This is a genomic window from Gelidibacter salicanalis, from assembly GCF_016469035.1.
Lineage (GTDB): Bacteria > Bacteroidota > Bacteroidia > Flavobacteriales > Flavobacteriaceae > Gelidibacter > Gelidibacter salicanalis_A.
On sequence record NZ_JAEHJZ010000019.1, the window covers coordinates 1 to 25,627 of the forward strand.

The 25,627-nt window shown below is 36.1% G+C and carries 21 protein-coding genes and 1 tRNA gene; 5 read left to right on the forward strand and 17 right to left on the reverse strand.

Annotated elements, in window-relative coordinates; all coding sequences use genetic code 11:
• Window positions 1–88: 88 nt before the first annotated feature.
• Window positions 89–358, forward strand: a complete 270-nt coding sequence (locus JEM65_RS08805; protein WP_199598628.1) for a hypothetical protein — start codon at window positions 89–91, stop codon at window positions 356–358.
• 493 nt (window positions 359–851) lie between these two features.
• Here JEM65_RS08805 and JEM65_RS08810 read toward each other — a convergent pair whose 3' ends face one another.
• The 6 genes from JEM65_RS08810 to JEM65_RS08830 all read right to left on the reverse strand — a co-directional run bounded on the left by JEM65_RS08810 (window position 852) and on the right by JEM65_RS08830 (window position 9,131).
• The gene (locus tag JEM65_RS08810; protein WP_233530589.1) at window positions 852–1,844 is read right to left on the reverse strand and encodes an ISAs1 family transposase; all 993 of its coding nucleotides are present in this window, start codon (window positions 1,842–1,844) and stop codon (window positions 852–854) included.
• Entirely contained in the window at window positions 1,735–2,004 is a 270-nt protein-coding gene (locus tag JEM65_RS22380) for a transposase family protein (protein WP_306465085.1), read from the reverse strand. Before JEM65_RS22380 ends, JEM65_RS08810 begins: the two co-directional genes overlap by 110 nt.
• A gap of 510 nt (window positions 2,005–2,514) precedes the next feature.
• Window positions 2,515–3,564, reverse strand: a complete 1,050-nt coding sequence (locus JEM65_RS08815; RefSeq protein WP_199598629.1) for a ferredoxin--NADP reductase — start codon at window positions 3,562–3,564, stop codon at window positions 2,515–2,517.
• Between the two features lie 208 nt (window positions 3,565–3,772).
• Window positions 3,773–4,498 (reverse strand): PepSY domain-containing protein, encoded by a 726-nt coding sequence (locus JEM65_RS08820; protein WP_199598630.1) that lies wholly within the window; start codon window positions 4,496–4,498, stop codon window positions 3,773–3,775.
• A gap of 74 nt (window positions 4,499–4,572) precedes the next feature.
• Window positions 4,573–6,021, reverse strand: a complete 1,449-nt coding sequence (locus JEM65_RS08825; RefSeq protein ID WP_199598631.1) for a RagB/SusD family nutrient uptake outer membrane protein — start codon at window positions 6,019–6,021, stop codon at window positions 4,573–4,575.
• 29 nt (window positions 6,022–6,050) lie between these two features.
• A complete protein-coding gene (locus tag JEM65_RS08830) occupies window positions 6,051–9,131 on the reverse strand; it encodes a SusC/RagA family TonB-linked outer membrane protein (RefSeq protein ID WP_199598632.1) in 3,081 nt (1,026 codons plus the stop codon).
• Between the two features lie 165 nt (window positions 9,132–9,296).
• Here JEM65_RS08830 and JEM65_RS08835 point away from each other — a divergent pair, with 165 nt between their 5' ends.
• Window positions 9,297–10,181 carry a LysR family transcriptional regulator gene (locus tag JEM65_RS08835; protein ID WP_199598633.1) on the forward strand — a complete coding sequence of 295 codons (885 nt, stop codon included), beginning with the start codon at window positions 9,297–9,299 and terminating at the stop codon, window positions 10,179–10,181.
• Between the two features lie 145 nt (window positions 10,182–10,326).
• On the opposite strand, the gene JEM65_RS08840 is transcribed toward JEM65_RS08835, so the two are convergent.
• Window positions 10,327–12,324 carry a urocanate hydratase gene (locus JEM65_RS08840; RefSeq protein ID WP_199598634.1) on the reverse strand — a complete coding sequence of 666 codons (1,998 nt, stop codon included), beginning with the start codon at window positions 12,322–12,324 and terminating at the stop codon, window positions 10,327–10,329.
• Between the two features lie 12 nt (window positions 12,325–12,336).
• Window positions 12,337–13,827, reverse strand: a complete 1,491-nt coding sequence (hutH, locus tag JEM65_RS08845) for a histidine ammonia-lyase (RefSeq protein ID WP_199598635.1) — start codon at window positions 13,825–13,827, stop codon at window positions 12,337–12,339.
• Window positions 13,828–14,417: 590 nt separating this feature from the next.
• On the opposite strand from hutH, the gene JEM65_RS23080 reads away from it, so the two are divergent.
• From JEM65_RS23080 to JEM65_RS23085, 3 genes are all read left to right on the forward strand, one after another.
• Window positions 14,418–14,591, forward strand: a complete 174-nt coding sequence (locus JEM65_RS23080; protein ID WP_439953505.1) for a transposase — start codon at window positions 14,418–14,420, stop codon at window positions 14,589–14,591.
• A gap of 4 nt (window positions 14,592–14,595) precedes the next feature.
• Window positions 14,596–14,781, forward strand: a complete 186-nt coding sequence (locus tag JEM65_RS08855) for a hypothetical protein (RefSeq protein ID WP_199598638.1) — start codon at window positions 14,596–14,598, stop codon at window positions 14,779–14,781.
• A 168-nt stretch (window positions 14,782–14,949) separates the two neighbouring features.
• Window positions 14,950–15,018: a hypothetical protein gene (locus JEM65_RS23085; protein WP_439953506.1), complete on the forward strand. Its 69-nt coding sequence runs from the start codon at window positions 14,950–14,952 to the stop codon at window positions 15,016–15,018.
• 30 nt (window positions 15,019–15,048) lie between these two features.
• On the opposite strand, the gene JEM65_RS08865 is transcribed toward JEM65_RS23085, so the two are convergent.
• From JEM65_RS08865 to murG, 9 genes are all read right to left on the reverse strand, one after another.
• On the reverse strand, window positions 15,049–16,032 hold the full coding sequence (locus JEM65_RS08865) for a hypothetical protein (RefSeq protein ID WP_199598640.1): 984 nt from the start codon (window positions 16,030–16,032) through the stop codon (window positions 15,049–15,051).
• A gap of 550 nt (window positions 16,033–16,582) precedes the next feature.
• Window positions 16,583–17,833 carry a site-specific integrase gene (locus JEM65_RS08870; protein WP_199598642.1) on the reverse strand — a complete coding sequence of 417 codons (1,251 nt, stop codon included), beginning with the start codon at window positions 17,831–17,833 and terminating at the stop codon, window positions 16,583–16,585.
• 233 nt (window positions 17,834–18,066) lie between these two features.
• A tRNA-Arg gene (locus JEM65_RS08875) sits at window positions 18,067–18,140 on the reverse strand.
• Window positions 18,141–18,275: 135 nt separating this feature from the next.
• Complete coding sequence (locus JEM65_RS08880) at window positions 18,276–18,725, reverse strand: GatB/YqeY domain-containing protein (protein WP_199598643.1); 450 nt, start codon at window positions 18,723–18,725, stop codon at window positions 18,276–18,278.
• Between the two features lie 200 nt (window positions 18,726–18,925).
• Window positions 18,926–20,833: a cell division protein FtsZ gene (ftsZ, locus tag JEM65_RS08885; RefSeq protein ID WP_199598644.1), complete on the reverse strand. Its 1,908-nt coding sequence runs from the start codon at window positions 20,831–20,833 to the stop codon at window positions 18,926–18,928.
• Between the two features lie 130 nt (window positions 20,834–20,963).
• A complete protein-coding gene (gene ftsA / locus JEM65_RS08890) occupies window positions 20,964–22,307 on the reverse strand; it encodes a cell division protein FtsA (RefSeq protein ID WP_199598645.1) in 1,344 nt (447 codons plus the stop codon).
• 3 nt (window positions 22,308–22,310) lie between these two features.
• Window positions 22,311–23,030: a cell division protein FtsQ/DivIB gene (locus JEM65_RS08895; RefSeq protein ID WP_199598647.1), complete on the reverse strand. Its 720-nt coding sequence runs from the start codon at window positions 23,028–23,030 to the stop codon at window positions 22,311–22,313.
• A complete protein-coding gene (gene murC, locus JEM65_RS08900) occupies window positions 23,020–24,372 on the reverse strand; it encodes a UDP-N-acetylmuramate--L-alanine ligase (protein WP_199598649.1) in 1,353 nt (450 codons plus the stop codon). The genes JEM65_RS08895 and murC overlap by 11 nt, the downstream gene beginning before the upstream one ends.
• A 98-nt stretch (window positions 24,373–24,470) precedes the next feature.
• Complete coding sequence (gene murG / locus JEM65_RS08905) at window positions 24,471–25,586, reverse strand: undecaprenyldiphospho-muramoylpentapeptide beta-N-acetylglucosaminyltransferase (RefSeq protein ID WP_199598651.1); 1,116 nt, start codon at window positions 25,584–25,586, stop codon at window positions 24,471–24,473.
• Between the last annotated feature and the right edge of the window lie 41 nt (window positions 25,587–25,627).

Consider the following 25,627-nt stretch of genomic DNA (forward strand, 5'->3'; position numbering starts at 1 on the left):
GATTTTTAAAGTGAATTAAAATAATTAATCATTACGGACAAGCCAAAAACCGATGAGAGTAGGCAAAAGCATTTAAAAAATAGAAATCATGACAAAAACAGTTGTTGGCAGACACAAAGTAGGAGATTTTGACACTTGGCTAAAGGGCCATCAAGACAGGGAGAGAGCATTTTCTCCGGCGGTTTCGAGTTTTAAAACATTTCGAGACGCCGATGATCCAAATACTGTGGTATTGGTTTTCGAAGTTACCGATATGGAAAAGTTTGAAGCTATCTTAAAGGATCCTTCTTCTGAGGTTCTTAAAAAAAAACATACAGTAAAAGACCCAGTCAAAGTGTCAATTCAAATAGAACTTTAGACTCGATGTTGAATTCGATGTTCAGTATGCTCCAGCCTAGCTATTCAAATTATGGACATTAATTTTGGATAGACATTAGGAATACTATGCGTTTCCACAACCGCTTTGAAACTGTAATGAAAGAAAAAACATTCAAGTAAATTTGGAGAAAAGGCTTTAAAGTCAGCAATTGGAGAAGCCTACGCATTGAACGCGATTGTTATTGGCTGTCCACCATAGGATCAATGACGATTTTCTTTAGAGTTACCTCAACGAGTTCCGTTATAAGTTCAACAAAAGGTATTTTGTAGGCCAGACAATGGAAAGACTACTGATAGCTAGGCGAGACATAGGTGGAAAGAATTATAGGTGTCTTAACGGACAAACATTTATTTTTTTGGTAATAACGATAGCATGTAATTGAGGAGGTTTTTCAGGTTGTTTATATTTTTTTTTAAAGAGTTCTACAACCGTCATACCATTTAATTCTATTTCTTGTATTATTGCTTTTACATCAGGGCAAACGCATTAAACTTTTCATTAGATTTAACACTTTTATCAGATAGTGATTATCCCATCCCGCTTGAAGTCTTCTGCTCTTAACGCCTGATTTTAAGGAGTTTTCATTTTTCAATAAATTTAATGCGATTTTGTTGAGTATCGAGAAGTTTTGGGTGGAGTTACCTGTTCTCTTTCTAGAAGCATCTTCTGAAAAGGCAACATCTAAAGTCCAGTGTAGTTTGTTTTCTATGGCCCAATGAGAACGAATGGCCTTTTGAAAATCTTGGGAGTTGGCCTTTATACTTGAAATATAATATCGCGTTGCGTGTTGTGCAGGCTTTTCTGAGTTTTTAAACTCGCGTTTGCTTTCTATTTTTATAACACTTGTTAGGTTTTTCCAGTTATTGGTTTTTTCAATAAACTTAAAGTTGTCAATTACACTGCATGTCCTAGTTTCCATTCTGCCATGATCCAGTTCTTGGCCAAGATTTGATTCCGTGGTTTTTCCAAATCTAAATTCATCTTTAATATGCTCCAGCAACTGAGGTTGATTGTCTTTTACGGCCAAGATATAGTCTGCGTTTTTTTTAACGATGGTCTCTGCTATTTCTGTCTGACACCCGATAGCATCAATGGTTACAATAGTGTTCTCTATGGATAGGACTTTTAACAATTCTGGAATGGCAGTAATCTCATTTGACTTCTCAGAAACTTTCACTTGTCCCAAAACCAAATTATTGTCATTTGCCCAAGCACTGACCACGTGTACTGGGGATTTTTTACCGCCAGCTTTAGCGCCTCTAATTGTTTTACCATCTATGGCAATGATTTCTCTGGGTTGGAGTTGTGCAAGATCGCTAACCCATTGTATAAAGTATTTTTCAAATTGATCACTGTCAATTAGAAAAAACGCGGTTAAACGTGTCGTGCGAGGGGATACCATTGGGCAAATCAAGGAAGCTGCGAAGAAATTCTTCTTTTGAGTTGGCGTAGTTTTCCATTTCATTGTATGAATCTGCTCCACAAATCACTGAAATAATCCCAATGAGAAGGATGCTTTCTAAATCATAAAGTTGCTTGTGAGAACGTCTAAAGTCGGGTATTTGACCAAATATGGTCTTTAGTTTCTGGGTAGTTTTCAAAATGTATAAAGTATTGATTATCAATACAATATTTTAAACTAAAAACAACAAGAAATCTGCTGATTTTTAAGTGATTAACATTCTTTTTTTACCCAATTAACTTAAACTTTTTTTAATGCGTTTGCCCTCTCTTGAGATGCTTATCATCTATCTGGGGCTAGTGTTATTGCCTATTCTTTATAAGAAAAGAAACCTAGAGTTAAGTTTAAAACAGAAAACAATTAGGCCTATTTTATTAAATACCGATACCGAACTCAGGTTTTTAGTCTATAACTAAATCAGTCTAAACTGAAAGTGCGGAAGTATTATAAAAAGAACTCAAAGCTTTGCTAAATTAATCTCACATAGGAAGAATAATTAATCACTTGTATTTAGATTTCTTCCTTAACTAAAGTACTAGAATAAAATTACAGCATTTTAGATTCCTAGATTCCTAGATTCCTATTTGAGACTAATAAAAGTTCGAAACGAAAATGAAGGTATTAGGTAAAGCATTTCCACCAAGCAGGTATTTGTTAAAATATTGGTAATGATCTAAAGATCGTCAAAATCTAATTTTAGAGTGTGAGAAGTAGGATAGGCCTGGCAGGTTAAAATAAAGCCTTCTTCAATTTCTTCATCGGTAAGAATTTGATTTTTTCTCATTATTGCCCTACCCTCTGTTATTCTAGCCATACAGCTGCTACAATTACCGCCCTGGCACGAATAAGGTACATCAATATCCTCTTCCAATGCCATATCCAATACCATTTCTTTCATATCCATGTTAAACTCAAAATCTTCTTTATTTAAACGTATACTCACCCGTGTTTTACCGTCTAATTCAGATTTTATTTCTTTTTCCTTTGTAGTCGTCATAAAAAGTTCAAAGTGAATTTGCCTTTCTTGTACACCGTTTTTCTTTAAAACCTTGGTAACATCATTTATCATATTTTCAGGGCCACACAAATAAAACTCATCGAAAGGGTGGTCTTTGAATTTATTTTTAATTATATACTCTACTGTACTAGACTCAATCCGTCCGAAATGAGCATTTTTCTCTCGTATTCTACTGTATATAAATTCAATAAAAAGTCTATTAGGATGTTTAAACTGAAGTTCCAGCAATTCTTTAAAGAAAATAGTGTCATCTGAAGACTTATTCCCGTAAATAAGTACAAATTTGCTTTTGGGTTCGTCACGTAACATGGTTTTTATTATTGATAAAACCGGAGTGATCCCACTACCCGCCACAAATGCGACATAATTTTTTGATTGCTCGTTGGGTTTTAGAATAAACCTACCTTGTGGTGGATGTACCTCAAGCGTATCTCCAGTTACCAACCTATTATTGGCTATCACTGAAAAGCTACCAGCTTCCACTTCTTTTACGGTCACTTTAAATTCACCTGAATTAGGAGCGGAGCATAAAGAATATGCCCGGCGTATCTCAGCACCGTTGATTATGGTTTTTATGGTAACGTACTGGCCTGCATAAAACTGGAATTCGTTTTGTAGGTTTTCGGGGATTTCAAAAGATAAACTTACTGCCTTTGAGGTTTCACGGATAATCTCCTTTATTTTAAACGGATGAAATGTATTCATGTTCTAACTTTTACATTTTTTTATACCCTATTCTAAGAGCACTAATACCTAAGTAGTTTTTCAAAAAGTAAAAAGGGCTGCCAAAACTCGGGCAACCTTTTTTCGGCCAATTCTTCTAAATAAAAAAAGAATTTGTCATATACTATCTTCTAAAAGGTTCTGATGGAAATTAGCAAACTGATTTAGAAGTAGTTATTTATTTTTTCATCTATTTTTTTACCTTCTTTTTTGTAAATTTTCTAACTGTTGGCGAAGAGGTATACCACAACAGGAACCCACTAAAAACAGTGATCAAACCTAAAATAGAAAATATTCTTAGCACGATATTGTTAAAATCATCTCTGCCTTGATAATCCATCGTATGTGTCATCCATAAAAAATCAAAAATACGCCAGTCGCGATGTCTTACAGTTTGAAACATGCCATTATTAACAGATATATATGCTTTTAATGCTTCATCATTTGAATAAGAAACTACATAGGCTGGCAATTTTCCTACATCCTTTCTTTGGCGAAATTCATGTTGTCCTCCAGTCTCTGTTAATATGTCAATTGATGCTACTTTTAAATCATCCCTTATATTTTTTTTCGCAATATAAAGTGCCTCATCTTGGGTGATTCCATTTTTTGAATCACCTGTTTGAGCATCAAAGAGTTTGCTTCCATTAAGCCAGTAATAGGGCTTGTCCGCAACATTTAACAATTCTAATGAAGTAATATCTTCGTTTGATTGCAATTCGGCAGGGCTAATCAAATTACTGAATGATTTTTTTACCATCGCTTCATTAAGAAATTGGTCGCCGTGAATTTCATCTATATCTGTCCAGCTAAAATACAAACCACTTACAGTCCACATTATAAATTGTAGTCCCAAAAATAGGCCCAGATATCTATGTGCTTGCCTTATTTTCAAGGCTGTTTTTCTTTTTACCATAATTTTTAAATAAGAAAGGGATGGTCGAAATAGTCAACAACCTAATCCCCTTATCCGTTTTTCTATTAATCTTTTTAATACCCTTCAGTTTGTTCCATTCCAGATGCCTCAACCTCACTGGCCGGAATTGGACAAATTGTTCTGTTATCTGTGGCCACAATATTCAAATTGGATACATTGACCCCAGTGTTTACGTGTTCAGCAACAGGCCGAATAATATCTTTACCTCTTCGGATATAGTCATAAACGCCATGGCCTTCCAAAGCAAGCTCCCTTCTTCTCTCTTCTGCTATTCTTTCTTGTAGTGCTTCTCCGGTTTCTATAACCTGATTAGCAGAAAAGTTCGTAGTTCTTTTTTCAATAAGAGTATTCAGGTAACTTAATGATTCTGATTCTCCGCCACCAGCACCATTGGCAGCAGCTTCTGCAACTATTAAATACATTTCGGAAAGTCGTACTATGGGAATGTTATGAGCACTTAATCCACCTCCATCACTACGGTTTATGTATTTAACGAAAGCATGCTGAGTACCTTCCTTATCTTCTTCAAGTAAGGCAGCTCTTGGGTCTCCTTCATATGCACTCAATAAGTCCACAAAAGTTTGGGTAGCTATTATATCTCCCTGACCTCCATTTTTAAAATCAAATTGAGCCCCCAGCCCGTTACTGCCAAGAGAGTTCTCACTTGTGATACTCAATTCAAAAAGAGATTCAGAATTATAATCTTCAAAAACGTAAGAATTAACCCCCATAAGTTTATCCACACCTCTGGTGGCGATCACCTCTTTTGCATACTTAAGAGCGTTTTCCCAATCTTGTTTATATAGGTAAACACGGGCTAGCAAAGCCTTAACTCCGGTTTTAGTCAGATACTTGGTGCTACCTTGATCCCAACTGTTTTCCTCTAACAAATCAAGAGAGCTTTGCATATCAAGTATAATTTGATCATATGTTGCTCCAAGACTACTTCTCTCTGTCACAATCTCGTCAGAAGAGAGCTTTAAAGGTAATCCCTGTGAAGAGGCTCCTGCTTTTATCCATGGATAAGCATATGTCCTGGCCAGGTCAAAATAGACCATACCTCTGAGACCTAAAGCTTCTCCCAGTATCTCTTGCTTTTGTGTAGCATTACCTTCAGCGTTTTCTAGATTGTTAATTATGAGATTCAAGTTATTTATCGCCTTAAAAGACTGAATCCAAAGGTCTTCACCGCTTCCACTACTATTACTGTTTTCCTCATACTTATAGAATATGAGCTCATAATCCCTAGGATTATAGGTAGTCTCAACAAATCTAAAGTCGTTACCTTTCACGGCCGCCCTTTTGTATAAAACCCTACCCAGATAAGTATTCCGGGATACCTCATTGTAAGTCCCTGTTAACAACTTGTCAAGTTTTTCTACGGAATTAAGCACCAGTTTCTCTGAGATTACATGATCTGGTGTTTGGTCCAGCAAATCCTCGCTGCAACCTTGAAGAAATACTAATCCTAAGATTAGAATGCTATTTTTAAATATTTTCATTTTAATGCTTTTTAAGTTCTAAATGAGTTTTAAAATTGTAATTGAAGTCCTAACAGAACAGTCTTGGCTGTTGGTACCTGAAAGAAATTCACTCCATCAACCACAGCTTCGGGATCATATCCGTCCAGCTCTGTCAGCAGAAACAAGTTGTCTCCCTGTACATATATATTCCCTCCTTTAATAGTATTCCATAAGGGCGGAAGATTATAGCTCAATTTGATATTTTTCAACTTCAGATAATCTGAATTATATAAATTTCTTGTGGAAACATCATTTGAGAATGTTGGGTTACCATTTATCCTAATTGGTACAGTAGCATCAATATTATTAGGATTCCAAGGATTCAGTTGAGCAACTGTATTGGTAAACTGTGGAGCAAATCCATCATCATCCCGCTTAAATGCGGTTCGATCATATACCTTTCCACCTCCTCCAAAAGTAAATAGGAAATCAAGTGTGAAGTCTTTATAGAGCAACTGGTTAAAGAAGCCTCCCTGAAAATCCTGCAACGCATCTCCAAAAATTCCGAATCCGGCTTTCTGGGCATCTGTTGTTAGTTCTCCTGTCCTTTCTCCATTCTCTAAAATATGATATTGCGCATATCCATTTGAAGGATCCACACCGGCATAATCCCTTAAATAAAAGGAATAAATACTCTCACCTTGCTTAATAATTAAAGGATTCTGACCATATCTTGAACTATATGTAGGAACAATATCATTCTTTAACTTGGTAATCTTGTTGTCAAGAATGGTTAGATTAGCACTGGTTCTCCAAGAGAAGTCTTCTGTCGATACAGGTTTATATCCAATTTCAAACTCCCATCCTTTATTGATCATTTCACCGAAGTTCTGCAATTGGGTCATAAATCCTGTAGTAGAAGAAACAGGGACGTTTAGTAATAAATCTTCAGTTTTCTTATGGAAGTAATTAATTGTCAGATCAAGTTCGCTAAATAAATTAACGTCCATTCCTATATTGAAATTTTTACTTAATTCCCAGGAGAGGTCAGGATTTTGAAGTTGTCCATAAGACAGGCCAGATTCTCCACCATAGCCTTTTCCATCGGTTTCAAAAAATGCCAGAGCTGCATAATATTGAGGAGGTAAATTCCCATTTGTTCCGTAACTCCCCCTAAATTTCAGATAATCCAAGCCATCTATATTTAGGAAATCTTCTTCAGTGGCTACCCATGCTCCAGATAGTGACCAAAATGTTCCCCAGCGGGAATCTTTTCCAAATCTTGAAGAACCATCCCTTCTAAAGCTTGTAGATAAATAATATTTCTGATCAAAATTATAGGCTACCTGAGAAAAATAAGAAAGCAATGAATAATTTTCTGCATATCCCGAATGCGACCATAGGCTACCAATACTGCTGGCAGATAGTAATTCACTATCTAAAACATCATAACCATAGACATTAATAGAATTCATTTTTGAAACCTGAGATTCCTGTCCTAACAAAATATCAAACCCATGTTTTCCGAAGTCGTTATTGTAGTTTAAAAGATTTGTAACGGTATATTGAAATACTTCACTCTTCACCCGATTAAGAACACCATTCCAAATTCCTCCACCTGCACCAAATTCTTTATTGTCATATAAGGTTTCATCTATTGTCTGTTGATCTATACCAAATGTAGTTTTGAAGCTTAGCGGGTCTACAATTTGAATTTCCGCATAGGCATCTCCTCTTACCCTAAATTCAGTATTTTTATATTCTCCCACTTTCAATACCCCAATTGGGTTAGCATTTTTCTCAATTTCATTCGGCAGATTTGCAAAACCTCCAAAACCCTCTGGATTATAAATTGGAGCGGCTGGCGGTAGTACACGAGCCATATATAATGGGTTTAATCCGCCTGCATAGGAGCCATCGAAGTTTGCGGCATCTCTTTCAGACTTAGCTACAGAAAGATTTACTCCCAATTTAAGCCAGTTCTTAGCCTGGTTTTCAAGATTTACTCTGCCTGAGTAGCGTTTCAGCCCAGTTTCTATAATCGTTCCTGTTTGATCAAGGTAATTTCCTGAAATAAAGAATGACGTCTTTTCACTCCCTCCTCTTGCTGATAAATTATATTTTCTAATTAAACCGTTTTGATAAATTGCATCAAGCCAATTTGAATTGGCATTTGTAGTTCCATATATTCCTTCATAATCACTTTTGGCCTGATTCTCATAATTACTATAAAGACCATTATCTCCATACACTCTCGTGAATTCAGCATTTTCAGTATTTTGGATATATTGGTTTACTTGTCCTTCAATCCAAAGGTCTTTGAACTGTTCATTGTTGATTAGCTTTTCTTCAGTAAGGTTCTGACTCCACCCAGTTTCGACGCCTAATGTAATTTCTGTTTCTCCTTTTTTCCCATCTTTGGTAGTTATAATAATAACTCCATTTGCAGCTCTGGATCCATAAAGAGATGAAGCCGCTGCATCTTTTAAAACAGTTATGCTTTTTATATCTTCTGAATTAATTGTCGATAATGGGTTATATCCGGTAGTACCTACCATATCATCCCCAGCTCTCAAATTTGAATTGGAATTAATTACAACTCCATCCAAAACATACAAGGGCTGAGTATTACCGCTAATAGAACCAATACCCCTTATCTGAACGTTAGATTTTCCTCCAGGCTGTCCTGAAGTAGAAATATTAATCCCGGAAACCTTTCCCTGAAGTGCAGTTTCAAAACTAGCTGTTGCTCCACGTGTAAGTGCTTCGGATTTTACAGTCTCTGCGGCACCTGTAAAACTTCTTTTATTAGAAGATCCATATGCAACAATCATCACTTCATCAAGAGATTCTGCGCTCTCCTCCATTTTCACATCAATAACATCATCAGTGCCAATTGTCCGACTTACATCATTTTTACCTATGTAACTAAAATTAAGCACATCGCCTACATTAGCTTTTATAGAATATATTCCGTCAAAATCGGTTTGGGTTCCCTTTTGGGCATCTTTGATGATTACGTTCACACCTATCATCGGGATTCCGTTCTGATCCATAACAGTACCAGAAATCGTTTTTTCCTGTGCAATGACCATTTGCACTAATAATACTAAGAATAGTGTCAAAATTGTTTGTAATTTATTTTTCATAAATATTCGATTTTAAATAATATTGTTTCTGAGGGAAGTATGTTCTGACTTGTCCAATGAATTGAACTCGAAACTCATAATAATCACACTTTAAACTTTGTACAACTCAAACTTAGTATTATTTTTGATAACAAATAAGACTAATTCAGTTAATTATTGATACTTATGAGTAATCAAATAGAATTTAGACATCTTAGATATTTTTTAGCGGTGGCTGAAGATTTACATTTTAGAAAAGCTGCAGAGCGATTACACATTTCTCAGCCAGGGCTGAGTAGACAGATAAAACAAATGGAAGATGATCTCGGAATCCAATTATTTCAACGACATAATAGAAAAGTCAGATTGACACATGTAGGAGAATATCTGAAATTTGAAATAACAAAAAATTTAAAAAATTTAAATCAAATAATCAACCATGCCAAATTATTACAAAATGGTAAAGAAGGAAGTTTGACTATAGGCTATGTGGGGTCTGCAATACAAAGAGTCATTCCAGAATTATTGTTGAAATTTAAAGAGAGATCCCCTAATATTAATTTTGTTCTGAAAGAAATGGATAACCAGAAACAAGTAGAAAATTTACTTTTACAAAATATTGATTTAGGGTTCATTAGATTAGAAAGAGTACCGATAGGTTTGAGTATTCGATCTGTTTTAATTGAAACTTTTTGTTTAGTTCTACCTCATGATCATCCAATCGATAGCTCTAATTTCAAAAGCTTATCTCAATTTAAGGATGAATTTTTCATATTATTTGACCCTAAATTTAGTCCATCATATTATGAAAAAGTAATGCGAATTTTTGATGATAATGGTTTTACTCCAAAAGTATCTCATAGTACTATACATGCTAATTCTATTTTCAAGCTAATTGAAAATAATTTTGGCCTCTCTATCGTGCCAAAATCCTTACAATTGCCATATTATGAAAATGTCAAATTTATTGAATTAGTAGATACTCCACAGCGTACAACACTATCTGTGGTATGGGATAAAAAAAACACAAACCCTATTTTAGGTGATTTTCTAGAATTGCTTAATAATTAAAATAATGTTCCACTTCAAAATATTTAATATCTTGAATTTTTTTATTGTAATTATATTTAATCTAGTTAGAATTATTAAAAATGAAGATGGATTACCAGTTAAATATCATTCAACATGTAGAAATTAGTGGTTTCTAAGATAGATTTTAAAATAAATTATCAAGAATGGTATCTTCAACTAGATTTGGAAGTGTCACTTTAAGATTTGGCGTTCGCTTCATTTCCCTCTCAATAGCAAAGGTAGCTTCCTTATTTCTGGCCCAACTTCTTCGTGCAATTCCATTGTTTACATCATAAAATAACATATTTTTTAAATTTTCTTCCGCTTCTTTTGTTCCGTCTAATACCAAACCGAATCCCCCATTTATCACTTCTCCCCAGCCTACTCCTCCGCCGTTGTGAATAGAAACCCAAGTTGCACCTCTAAAGCTATCGCCAATCACATTATGAATGGCCATATCTGCAGTAAATTTACTTCCGTCATAGATATTAGAAGTTTCACGATAGGGTGAATCCGTTCCACTTACATCATGATGATCCCTTCCTATAACTACAGGCCCTATTTTTCCAGCTGCTATGGCATTATTAAATGCTTCTGCAATTTTTAATCGACCTTCTGCGTCTGCATATAATATACGCGCTTGTGAACCAACCACCATTTTGTTTGTTTTGGCATTTTTGATCCATATAATGTTGTCTTGCATTTGTAATTGGATCTCTTCCGGAGAATTTTCCATAATGTCTTGCAGTACTCTTGCTGCTATTTTATCTGTAGTCTCTAAATCTTCCGGTTTTCCTGAAGTGCAAACCCAACGGAATGGTCCAAAACCATAGTCAAAAAACATTGGCCCTAAGATGTCTTGTACATAGGACGGGTATTTAAAATCGATATTATTCTCTGCCATTACATCTGCACCTGCTCTGGAAGCTTCCAAAAGAAACGCATTTCCGTAATCGAAGAAATAAGTGCCTTTTGCAGTATGTTTATCTATAGCGGTTGCATGTCTTCTTAAAGATGCCTGCACTTTATCTTTAAATAAAACTGGTTCTTCACGAATCAGTCGATTAGATTCTTCATAGGAAATATCTACAGGATAATACCCTCCTGTCCATGGAATATGCAACGAGGTTTGATCTGAACCAATATGAATATAAATGTTTTCTTCATAAAAACGTTCCCAGATCTCAACTACATTACCTATATAGGCAATGGAAACAACTTGATTTTCCGTTTGCGCTTGTTTTGCTTTATCAACTAGTTTATCCATATCATCAATTAGGATATCTACCCAACCTTGTTTATGTCTTTTGATTGCTGCATTCGGATTAACTTCTGCACAAATGGTAATACAATTGGCAATGTTTCCAGCTTTTGGTTGTGCACCGCTCATTCCACCTAATCCGGAGGTTAAGAAGATTTTTCCATTTGGGTTTTCACCTTTTGGCAAGATTTGCCGAAATGCATTCATTACAGTAATTGTGGTTCCATGAACAATTCCTTGTGGCCCAATATACATAAATGAGCCTGCAGTCATTTGTCCGTATTGAGAAACGCCTAGCGCATTAAATTTTTCCCAGTCATCTGGTTGCGAATGATTGGGTATTACCATACCATTAGTAACAATAACTTTAGGAGCACTCTTCGATGAGGGAAATAATCCCATTGGATGTCCAGAATATAAGTGCAATGTCTGTTCGTCTGTCATAGTAGCTAAATACTGAACGGTCAAAAGATATTGTGCCCAATTTTGAAAGACCGAACCATTACCTCCGTAAGTAATCAATTCTTCAGGGTGCTGTGCTACTTCTGGATCAAGATTGTTATGAATCATTAATATAATTGCTCTGGCTTGTAAAGATTTCCCTGGATATTCAGCAATATTCCTTGCATAAATTTTATAATCCGGTTTAAATCGATACATATAAATACGACCAAAATTGATCAATTCTTGAGCAAATTCATCTGCTAATTCTTGATGCCAATCTTTTGGAAAGTATCTCAAAGCATTCCTAATTCCTAATTGTTTTTCATTAGTTGATAAAATATCTTTTCGCCTAGGTGCTCTATTTATATTCTTAGTGTATGCCTTTTTTGCAGGCAGACTATTTGGTATTCCTTGCAGAATTTTTTCTTGAAATGTCATATTTTAAGTAATTTATCTTACAATAAAAGATCGATTTTTAACCAAATCAATCATATTGTCTATGTCATATTTTAATATTCTATCATCCTCTAACTTATTTACTCTACTTCGTACAATTGCAAAATTTTCCTCGATAATTTTTGAAAATGTATTGGGTCTTCTAAATTCCATAGCCTGTACCGCAAACATCAATTCTATTGCTAATATCTTCTCTATATTTTCTAAAATCTGATTTAGTTTACGTCCTGAAATACTTCCCATAGATACATGATCTTCTTGTCCCAAAGATGTTGGAATACTATCGGCAGAAGACGGAAAGCACAATGATTTATTTTCTGATGCCAATGCAGCTGTAGTATATTGCGGAATCATATAACCCGAATTTAAGCCTTCATTTTCGGTAAGCAATCTTGGCAAACCATACTTTCCTTCTAATAATAAATAACATCGTCTATCAGAAATATTTCCTAATTCTGAAGCAGCTAAGGCGACATAATCAATAGCCATTGCCAAAGGTTGTCCATGAAAATTACCACCAGAGATAGCTTCGGTTTCACTCAACACAATCGGATTATCTGTAACAGAATTCATTTCTATTCCTGTCAATTCTTTTAAGTGATAATAAGCATTTCTAGAGGCGCCATGTACTTGGGGCATACAACGAATTGAATAAGGATCTTGTACCCGGTTGCACTCCAAATGGCTTTCTATATTCTGGGAATCTTTTAGCAATTTTCGAATTCTCTTGGCTACTTTTAAATTCCCTGAAAAAGGGCGTATTTCATGTAAAGCTTTTTTAAACGGAGCAGAGCTTCCCTGAAACCCTTCTAAACTCATAGTCCCTGAAACATCTGCTAAATCTAATAAGTATTCCATTTTATCAAGCCCCTTGATAGCATGCGCCAAAATAAATTGTGTTCCGTTTATTAGCCCTAGACCTTCTTTAGCTTCTAATTGTAATGGTATCAATCCGTGGGACGATAATACTTCTTTGGCTGAACAAATAGCATCCTCAATCCAAAAATCACCTTCTCCTATTAAAGGCAAAAATAAGTGGGATAGTGGAGCCAAATCTCCTGAAGCACCTACGGATCCTTGTTCTGGTACCACTGGTAGTAAATCATTTTCTATAAAATATATAATTCGCTCAATCAAGCTAAGTCGTACTCCAGAGTACCCCTGACATAAAGCATGTACTTTACAAATCATCATGATTTTTGATAATTCTTTATCAATTGGCTTTCCTACTCCAACTGCATGACTAATCAATAAATTTTCTTGTAACTTTTGAGTTTTTTCTGGGGCTATTTGTTTATCACACAACGGACCAAATCCAGTATTAATACCGTATACTGCTTTATTGCCCTTGGCCATTACTTCTACTTTTTTTCTGCATGAATTTACTCTATCTATTGCAGTATTTGTTAAACTCCCTTTCAAAGTGCCATTGGCTATGTCCTTTACTTTTTTTATAGTTAGCTGCTCGACTCCATATTTAAACATATCGTATCAAAATTTGATTTATAGCAAAGTAACTATATTTTTACATACTATATATGACCAATTCTATTGATAATTGATAACTACAGATTATCAATATAAAAAATTCATCTGGTTATATTTTTTAATTTTCCCAATGAATATTGCTGTATAAATACGCTTCTTTTATCAATTGACCTTAAACTTCCTTTGAAGGATGATACCGATTATTAGACTGACATTTGATTTTTTTACATCTTGGATGATGGAAGGCTAAATAAGATTTTCTAGTTATAGATTTTTATTGGTCTGAAAAACAGTTAAAAGTATCCCCTTTAGTGCATCTCACTTTAGCTTCTAAAAACCCTACCTTCGCATAACGGCTGAACAAAGGGTAAATGGTCACACAGTTTCGAGTATGCCTGTCCATATATTTTGGAGTGCAAAATATCGTTATCCTGTTTTGGCAGGTGATGTTCAAAAAAGTGTCGGTCACTCTTGATCCAAGTATCTGACGTTGAAGTCGTGAATACTTTTAAGGATATAGTTAGCAAGGATCACGTGCCTTTGCACCTATGCTGAAGAATTTCGTCGAGAATGTCTTGGAGGCCGAGATGGAGGGTCATTTAGATGAATCCCAACGATCCAACGGTAACAAGCGCAACGGCAGGGGCAAAAAAAGAGTCAAGAGTGGTCTTCGCACTTTTGAGATCGATTCCCGTCAGGAGCGCCAATGCAATTTTGAGCCGAAACTGGTAAAGAAACGCCAGACCCCATTTAGCCGATAACCTCTTGGACAAAATAATCAGGCACTATGGGTTCGGGATGAGTTACAGGGGGCATGCCCATACCAAGGAAATGTACGATATCGACAACTCCCGTACGGTTTCGAGCCAGTTTACCGATAGGATCATCCCTGACGTGAAAGGCATGGCAGAACCGACTTCTGGAAGTTGTCTATTGCATTGTATGGCTTGACGCGATACAATAAAATGTAAAGGTCAATGGTAAGATAACGCACAAGGTCCTTTATAATATTTTAGGGATCGACAAGGAAGGTTGTAAAGAAGTTCTGGGAATGTACATCTCCGAGAGCTAGGGCACCAATTTTGGTTACAGTTACTGACCGATCTTAACCCACGTGGTCTGGAAGATACCCTGTTCTCCAGTACCGATAACCTTAAGGGTTTTACACAAGAAATTATGAGAATTTAAATTATAGAACACCCCTTAAATTATCGCTCATTACCAATCTTTTGATATCTTTGATTTACCTTCGAAATAAATTACTTTATCCTCGTATAGCGGGTCATAATAATGCCCCCCTTCAATATAATCCGGATTCCATTCTTTTTCACCTTCTTTATTTACCCGATAAAGGAAAGGAGAAAGGAGAAGTCGTTCCAAATGCCATCTGCCCGAAACTCCCGAAGGTATTTCCTCACCATTCCCATACACCATTAAACCACCTTCTGCAAAAACTTCATTTTCCGGATTTATATCCCGGTATTCATGACTTACATTGATCACTTTATGTCCGATCTCATGGGCAACTGTTCTCCTCGCACGCTCGGACTTGGAGAGGTTAGAGATAGTAATGACTCCCCGCAATGTGTAAGGCATTTCTGCCACATAAGAATAAGAGGGAAAGGATAGCCCTCCTGTACGTACAGATTTACTTGTCCAGTTCCTGCCTTCTGACACAGTAAGAAAAGGCATAAAAACATCTTGTAAGACGACGAGATAAAGCGTTCTGTTATTGTCCGGGTGGGGTTCTACTATCGATTTAAATGCTGTTTTTGCTGCTTCACCTAAAACAGCTGGATGCCGGTACATGTTCTGATACATATTTACATATTCTGTTTCCGGCACTTCAGGTATTTTGTTTGCCTGTATGGAAAAGTATTTAGGATCAAGTTTTCCTGTTTTGATCCAGAGTAAATTGATCTGAACATTAGTTGACGCATAAATTTCTTTTGCGGCCTTAATGCTGTTTATTATTTGCTGTATGGTAACTTTTTTAAATGCAGGATCAAAATTGGAAGGAAAATATACTCCCATATCCATAGTCAGCAATCCAGGCTTTAGATCGCTGTTGATCTCCTCCAAGTTTATTGAATCAACAAGACTCCATTTGACGGGTTGAGTTTCTTCATTTGTCATTTCTTGAGCATTGACAATTAATAATGAAAGAAATAAAAATGGAATAATAAATAAGTTTTTTTTCATAATAATAAGATCTTTATTTTTTAAATTAAGGTGGTTCTAAATTTTCATTTTTGACCTTTAATTAAAGAAAAATCACAGAACCCGCTAACCGATTTTCTTAAACTTAAATAAACTTAAATAAAATAATTCTGTTTTTCATACTTAATTAGGACTGATTTTATTAGTAATTGATAATTGATAGTTATCAATTATCAATTACTGACCTTATTTGATTTCCAATAAATATTGCAGGACAATACGCTTCTCTTAATCAATCGATGTTTAAGACTTCACATAATTGATGATACCGATTATTAGACTAACTTTTGAATTTTTCTTACGTCTTGGATGATAGAAATCTAAACAAGATTTTGTAGTTACAAATTTCTATTTTCAAATCATAGCACTCAATGCTTTTGTATTGCAGAAGAATCAGTATGTATTTTTTCGGAAATAGCATCCCGTGTTTCCCTATTGTTATCAATAATAATTTTCAAAATGTCTTTCTGTCTTAGCGTTGAATCCGATAAATCTTCTAGATTCTTGCTAATCTGACCACCTCTCAGACCACCTATTTATTGATTAACTTCAGTTCATCCTTACCATTCAATATCTTCTGTAAATCAATCATATCCTTACTTAATTTATCCTCTAATACACGTGCATAAATCTGAGTTGTTGATATTTTTTTGTGACCCAATAATTTAGAAACCGTCTCTATAGGCACGCCATTGTTTAATGTAACAGTTGTGACAAAGGTGTGGCGAGTCATGTGAAAGGTGAGGCTCTTTCTAATTCCAACCACAGAAGCAATTTCTTTGAGATACAGATTGATTTTCACATTGCTAACCACGGGAAATAAGGTTTCTGAGATGACAGCCATAGGATGATTGTCATATTTTTCTATGAGAAGTTTCGCCTTATCAAGTAAAGGAACTTTTACTTTTGTTTTAGTTTTTTGGCGATGCGTAACAATCCAATTATTACCATCCATACCTTCTAAAACATGTTTTGGTTTAAGGATTTTAATATCAGCATAACTGATACCGGTATAGCAACTGAAAAGAAAAATATCACGCACCCTTTCAAGTCGCCCAATTGGAAAGTCATAGGTTTCGAGATTAGAAAGTTCATTAGCAGTCAAAAAATCACGTTCCTTCTTTTCATAGCTCATTTTCCAACGCATGAATGGATCTTTGTCCAACCATTCCAAATGATAGGAAAGCGTAACCATTTTACGAAGCCTCTGAATGTGTTTCATGACGGTATTATGTCCCATCTCCCTATCGTGACCCTTTGGATAGTATGCGTTAAGAAATCGCTCAAAATCACAAATAAATTTATAATCCAATTGTTTTAATACAATATCCTTAATTTTTCTATCCTTTAAAAGAAACTTCTTAATGTAGTCTTCAGTGACCCCATAATTTCTAATCGAACCAGCAGCATGTGTGTTCTCTATTTTATTTGAATGATAATCAATAAGCTCCAATAACGTTTTGGAACTTTCATCCTCGCCAAGAAAAATAGTCTTGATTCTTTTAGCTGTAATAAGTTCCCCCTGAAATTTTAAATCCTGAAATATTTGAAAGAGTAATACTCGTGATTCTTCCAAATATTGATTGATCTGTTTTGCTTCGGAAGAATTACCTAAAACCTTTTTGTTCTTACCATCCCATAAATCGAGGGATACCTTTCTTTTCAAGCTGATTTCAATTCTTTGCTGATTGACAGTTACCCTGGCATAAAGTAAGGCACTGTTGTTTTGTGCTTTCTTGGGATTTACCCAAAAGCGGATGGAAAATGTTTTTGAAGTACGCATAGTTGTCGTCTTTTAATGAAACAATATTTTAAGACGAAAGTCAAATCAACTACATCAATACAATTTAGGGAATTTTATTTAAAAGAGACCTCAGGTCTCTTTTAAATAAAAGGTCTCTTTTTAGCTACCATTTTAAATCAAATCATATCAAATTAAGGGTACCCATAAAAACCTAAAAACCAAGCGAATCCTAAGGATTGCTTGGTTTTGATACCATTTGTAGATGGTAAAAGTGACCACGGAGGGATTCAAACCCACGACCGCTGGAGCCGAAATCCAGTGCTCTATTCAGCTGAGCTACGTGGCCATTTCATCCCCGCGAAAGCGGAGATCTCTTTTAAGCTAATTACGCTTATACTTTATAATTGTATTTCTGTCTGTCCCGAACTATATGTCTGCAGACGATTTTCTATATTAATAGCATGCTTAATAGCCTCTCTATCTAAGCCAATTTCGCCCTTACTATTGTCGAAATCGTTTTGCCATCAGCTTGACCTGCTAATTTTTGGTTGACAATTCCCATTACTTTACCCATGTCTTTCATTCCTTCTGCTCCAGTACTAGCAATGGTTTCTATTACTACGCGTTCAATTTCTGCCTCACTTAATTGTGCTGGTAAAAATTGACTAATAACTTCCGCTTGTGCCAATTCTGGTTCAGCCAAATCAGATCGGTTCTGCTCCGTATATATAGTAGCACTATCTTTACGTTGCTTTACCAACTTCGACAGGATTTTAATTTCTTGTTCTTCAGAAATTTCTTCTTTAGATCCCGTTTCCGTCTGTGCTAACAAAATTTCAGATTTAATAGCTCTTAAAGCGCCCAATGCCATCTGGTCTTTATTCTTCATAGCTGCTTTCATTGCAGTCATCAAATCATCTTGTAAACTCATAGTTCTTTTTTTGCTGCTGCGAAGATAATAAAAAGTAAGGAGTGTAAGGTAAACACACGACAAGATAATTCTAAATTATATACGGTCACTCCACAGATTATCTTCAAACCTATATGACGTTACTTATCCTAATTAAGACATGCAAAAACCCGAAAAGTCCAATGACTCTTCGGGTTTTTAATTGAAAATAACGGTTGCTATTAATCCACGTTATCATGCAAAAAAGAGTTATTACTTCTCAACTGTATATCATCGTTATCATCAGTGCCAACAGACATTCTAGAGGCATTAAATTCAGAAGAGTGCCTTCTGTCATCCAAACTGACTCCTTGTCTTTTATAGGCAGGCTCCTTTTCAATTTCATCAACTTTTGCCGAATTGAATTTATAATTGAAATCTTTCATTTTACGCCTTCTTTCGTCAGCACGCTCTTTTAACATATCAGAAATTGGGCTGTTCATAGGATCAATTTCCTCCGGAGCAGAAGTTTCTTCTGGTGTTGAAATGACTTTCTTTTCAAAAACGATATCTTCAGCGATTTCTGACTTTTGCTTCGTTTTTGTTTTATTTAGTGAAGATTCATACGTTGTAAAATCATCAAGAGCGTAACGTTTTTCTCCGTTTTCGTCAGATTTAATTACCGAAATGATTTCTACATGATCATTAACTTTAATGTCTTTTGTAGTATCGTCTAAATCAAAAAGCACTTTTTTTTCTTCTTTACGCGTTTCTTCAACATTTTGATTGAACAATGGTAAGTCAAAAGTTAAAGTGATTTGCTGTTCTTCCTCAAAAATATCTTTTGGAGTTTCTGCCTTAAATGGTTCAATAGGCGTAATGATAAAATCTTCTTCCTCTGCTTCCGCTGCGCTATCCAATACCTCATCATAAACCACATTCAGTTTTTTGATGAACTCCGTAGTTGGGATCAGATTCATGTTTAAATCTTGTTTCTTCTCCTCTTCTACTAACTTATGGACCACAACCTTCTCTACTTCCTTTTCGAGGACGATTTCCGGTTTGATGATTGCTGGCTCGCGTTCTTTTACTTTAACGTCATTACTATCGTCTTCTAAGGCATGAACAACTTTTTTGGTTTCTGTATTAGAAATCTCATTTTGTTGTTCAATGTCGAAACCCGTAGCAATAATGGTTACAGAAATTGACTCCTGCAACGATTCATCTTCACCAACACCCATGATGATATTTGCACCATGTCCGGCTTCGTTTTGAATATGGTCGTTTATTTCTCCAATTTCGTCAATAGTAATTTCCTGAACACCTGAAACGATGAGCAATAATACGTTTTTGGCTCCAGTAATTTTATTATCATTTAATAACGGAGAATCTAAAGCTTTCATAATAGCTTCTTGAGCACGTGTTTTACCAGATGATGTGGCTGAACCCATAATAGCAGTTCCGCTATTACTCAACACCGTCTTAGCATCGCGTAAATCAATGTTTTGTGTGTAGTGATGGGTAATCACTTCCGCAATGCCTCTAGACGCGGTTGAAAGTACCTCATCAGCTTTAGAGAATCCTGCTTTAAAGCCTAGATTACCATAAACTTCACGCAATTTGTTATTGTTAATCACTACTAAAGAATCACAATGACTTCTTAAAGTTTCGATTCCTTTTTGAGCTTGCTCATTTCTAGTCTTACCCTCAAATAGGAAAGGCATTGTTACAATACCAACCGTTAGAATTTCCAATTCTTTGGCCATTTTAGCAATAACTGGAGCGGCTCCAGTACCTGTACCTCCACCCATACCAGCTGTAATGAACACCATTTTGGTATTGGTATCCAACATGCGGCGAATATCTTCTAAACTCTCAAGCGCAGCTTGCTCTCCTACTTCAGGGTTAGCACCCGCACCTAGTCCTTCAGTTAAATTAACGCCTAACTGAATTTTGTTAGGGACACCACTGTTATGCAGGGCTTGGGAATCTGTGTTACAGATGACGAAATCAACACCTTTGATTCCTTGTTGAAACATATGGTTTATAGCATTGCTTCCGCCTCCACCAACGCCTATCACTTTAATGACGTTAGATTGGTTTTTTGGCAAATCGAATGCGATATTTCCAAATTCATTTTTATTGCTCATAATGTTTTGGGTTTTACTGGATTCTTATTTAATATTTTGTTGAGACAAATTATTATCTGTCTCTAATTCTTTTATTAGACAGATGGTGATCTGTCTCTAATTCTTTTATTAGACAGATAATCATCTGTCTCTATTCGGCGTTATCTAAAAAATCTTTGACACGCTCTGTTAATTTGTCTAAAAATGTACGACGCTCCTTTTTTGGCGGCGGTATCAATTCCGGTTCTTCTTCAATTGTTGCAGAAGGCGCATCCACATTTTGTGCAGCTTCTTCCTCTACTTCTGCAGCGGCTTTTTCAATACGTTTACGCTCCTGACGTTTTAAACCATCCATAACCAAACCAACCGCTGTGGCATATAATGGACTGGCAATTTCTTCATCACTATCTCCTGCAAGATGCTCATTAGGAAACCCTATTCTGGTGTCCATACCAGTAATGTACTCTACCAATTGCTTTAAATGCTTAAGCTGAGCACCACCACCGGTGAGTACAATTCCTGCAATCAATTTTTTCTTTTGCTCTTCGTGTCCGTAATTTTTTATTTCAACATACACCTGTTCAACAATCTCCACTACTCGCGCATGAATGATTTTTGACAGATTTTTAAGTGTAATTTCCTTTGGTTCTCTTCCTCTTAATCCTGGAATGGAAACAATTTCATTATCCTTATTTTCTCCTGGCCACGCTGAACCAAATTTTATTTTTAATAATTCTGCTTGCTTTTCAATAATGGAGCAGCCTTCTTTGATGTCTTCAGTAATCACATTACCGCCAAATGGAATCACGGCCGTATGACGGATGATGCCGTCCTTAAACACCGCTAAATCAGTAGTACCACCTCCTATGTCAATCAAGGCAACACCAGCTTCTTTTTCTTCTTGGCTTAACACCGCGTTTGCTGAAGCTAAAGGCTCTAACGTAATGCCCTCCAACTCTAAACCTGAACTTTTTACACAACGCCCAATATTTCTGATGGATGATACCTGCCCAACAACCACATGGAAATTAGCTTCCAAACGTCCGCCGTACATTCCAATTGGTTCTTTGATTTCTGCCTGTCCGTCTATTTTATATTCTTGAGGCAACACATGGATAATTTCTTCACCAGGAAGCATCACCAATTTATGCACTTGATTTATTAAACGGTCAATATCCTCTTCATCAATCACCAGTTCAGAATTGGCACGGGTGATATAATCACTATGTTGCAGACTTCTAATATGCTGACCCGCAATACCCACGGTCACTTCTTCAATTTTCTGTCCACTTTCAGCTTCAGCCTCTTGAATAGCCTGCTGAATGGACTGAATGGTTTGGGTGATATTATTGACCACGCCTCTATGTACACCTAAACTTTTAGCTCTACCAATTCCTAAAATTTCGGCCTTGCCATAGTCATTTTTACGACCGATCATAGCTACAATTTTGGTCGTGCCTACATCGAGTCCTACTGAAATTTTATTATTTTCCATCCTTTACTTTTTGGTACATATGACCTGTTTATCAAATCTTAAATTGACAGCACTGTAACTATCCAGAGAACCATCCTTCATCGCTTTTTGATAAAAAGCCTTCAGGTTATTTATCTTTTTGTCTAATTGGTCCAATGACCCTAACTGCACTTTAAAATCATTCAATCTAAATTTTAGATCAATGCTTTTGTTTTCATTCTGATGAATCTCTGTGACGTGTTTTTTTAAAAAGTCGTCACTTTGCACTTTTTTAGCAACTTGAAACACATTATACAACTCATTTTTGGTTACATAACCCGTAACCAAAGGCACTCTTGAGGTGTAATTTGTTGATAACGGCATGTAAGAACCTTCATCATCAATGTAATAGGACGCATTAGTACTTACCCTTGCAATTGGTTTCTTTTGTTCTATTTCAGCCGTCAAACTACCGTCAACGTTGATGTACACTTGCGCCCGCTTGATCATGACGTTGGCGTTCAGGGCAGATTCCAAGTCGTTCAAATCTATAATTTCTTTGGGCTTATTTGAAACACTCTCATGATTTTGTATTAACAACTTACTAACAGTTTCATGCGTGACAAATAAATTCTCATCTCCCAAAAATTTAATATTTGGTTCACTCACTTTCCGTGCTGAATTCCTGATGGAGGAAAACGCGAAAAGAAATGCTACCAAAACTAGCAATCCAATGACTTTTATATGGTTGTAATTAATTTTCAAGTTCTAAGGCTTGTTTTATATGTTTTACTTGAGCTCCAATATCTCCTGCTCCAATGGTCAAAATTACGAACGCATCTGAAGCTAATATTTCAGAAATCAACGCTGATTTCTGAACCAATTTTTTGCTACTATTTTTAATTTTGGTCAACAACCATTCTGAGGTGATTCCTTCCATAGGTAATTCTCTTGCAGGATAAATATCGAGCAAAAGAATCTGATCAAATTGGGAAAGACTTTCTCCAAAATCGTCGGCGAAATCACGCGTTCTACTAAACAAATGTGGCTGAAATATGGCCAATACTTTTTTATCGGGGTACATTTCTCTAACCGCGTGATGCACGGCATTAATTTCTTCAGGGTGATGTGCATAATCATCTATAAACACCAACGCATCGGTTTTGATTTGATACGTAAAGCGTCTTTTAACCCCTTTAAAGGATGCTAAAGCTTTGGCGAGCTGTTGGTGAGGGAGACCATATTCTACAGTCATCGCCAAAGCCAATATAGCATTCGACAAATTATGTCTACCAGGTAGGTTAAATCTAAAATTATGCAGTATACCAGCTGGCGTGTTTACGTCAAACTCATAACTGCCATTACTGATTTTTATATTTTGGGCGGAATAGTCCGCATCATCTTCTACGCCATAGGTAATACCTTCTAACGGCAGCCCATTTTTAACGAAGAGCTTTCCGTGAGGCTTCAATCTTTTTGTAAAATCTATGAATGATTTTGTCAGTTCTTCTGCTTCGCCGTAAATATCAAGATGGTCAGCATCCATTGAGGTAATGCCAGCCATGTCAGGTGATAGCGTTAAAAACGAACGGTCAAACTCATCTGCTTCAACAACTGTCACTTCAGTACCATTTAGGATAAAGTTGGAATTGTAATTTTCGCTCACACCTCCTAAAAAAGCTGTTACCGGAACATCACATTCATTAAGCAAATGCCCCAAGATACACGTTGTGGTTGTTTTACCGTGCGTACCCGCAACCGCAAAGCAAAATGTATTTTTTGTAATTTCTCCGAGAACAGTAGAACGTTTTAGAACTTCAAAATTTTGATCCTTAAAAAAGTTGAACTCCACATGTTCTTTAGGAATTGCAGGGGTATACACCACCAACGTATGCGCTTTATCTAAAAACGCAACAGGGATACTGCTCACAGCATCCTCAAAATGCACGTCTACACCAATTGCCTTTAGAGCCTCAGTGATTTCGGTTTCGGTTCTATCATAACCCGCTACCAACTTTCCTTCAGCAACAAAATAGCGCGCAAGCGCACTCATTCCGATGCCTCCGATTCCGATAAAATAAACGTTATGTAGTGTTTGTAAATTCAAAGTCTGTTGTCTGTTGTCTGTTGTCTAAGGTTAACTTATTCTTTATTCTTTATTCTTTATTCTTTATTCTCTATTCTCTATTCTCTATTCTCTATTCTCTATTCTCTATTCTCTATTCTGAGTAATTTCTCCACCTCATCAACAATATCCTTTGTAGCATTTACCAAGGCCAATTTTTTGATGTTGGTACTCAATTGCCGTTGTTTTTCAGCAGATGACACCAATTGAGAAAATTTATTTTCAAAATCGACCTCTAAGTCAGATTCCTTAATCAAAAGCGCCGCATCTTTATCAACCACAGCCATCGCGTTTTTAGTTTGATGGTCTTCCGCCACATTTGGCGACGGAATAAAAATAACTGGTTTCCCAACCACACATAATTCTGAAACTGAACTTGCTCCTGCCCTAGAGATTATAAAATCTGCAGCAGCATAAGCAAGATCCATGTTATTTAAAAATGCATGGACCTGTACATTTTCATTTCTATTATATTTTTTATAGGTATCATGGTATAATTTGCCACACTGCCAAATAACCTGAACGTTTTGGGTTTGAAAAAATTCCAATTCTTTTTCAATTAATTCGTTGATCCGTTTTGCCCCCAAACTTCCACCCAAAACCAATAAAGTATATTTCCCGTGATTTTGTTTGAATGCCTCTTTTCCTTCTATCAACTTTGTATCAATCTGCAATAAATCTTGACGAATTGGGTTACCCGTTTTAATCAGTTTATCTTTTGGAAAAAAGCGTTCAAGGCCATCATAAGCCACACAAATTTTATTCACTTTCTTCCCCAATAATTTATTGGTGATCCCCGGGAATGAATTCTGCTCCTGTATTAAACTCGGAATACCTTTAGATGCCGCAACGTGCAATAAAGGCCCGCTAGCGAAACCACCCGTACCAATAGCCACATCAGGTTTAAAGGTTTTTATAATTTGTCGTGCACGCATTAAGCTCACCACCAATTTGGCGGGGAAAGCTAAATTTTTAAAGGTGAGTTTGCGCTGAATTCCCGAAATCCAAAGCCCTTCAATTTCATAACCCGCTTGAGGTACTTTTTCCATTTCCATCCGGTCTAAAGCACCCACAAAAAGAAACTTTGCATCTGGAAAACGCGACTTCAACTCATTGGCAATAGCAATGGCAGGATAAATATGTCCGCCTGTGCCGCCTCCTGAGAGAATGATGTGATATGGTTTCTTTTCTGCCACTACTTTTTTTATCTTTTATAAATAATCCCTTTTCTCTATTC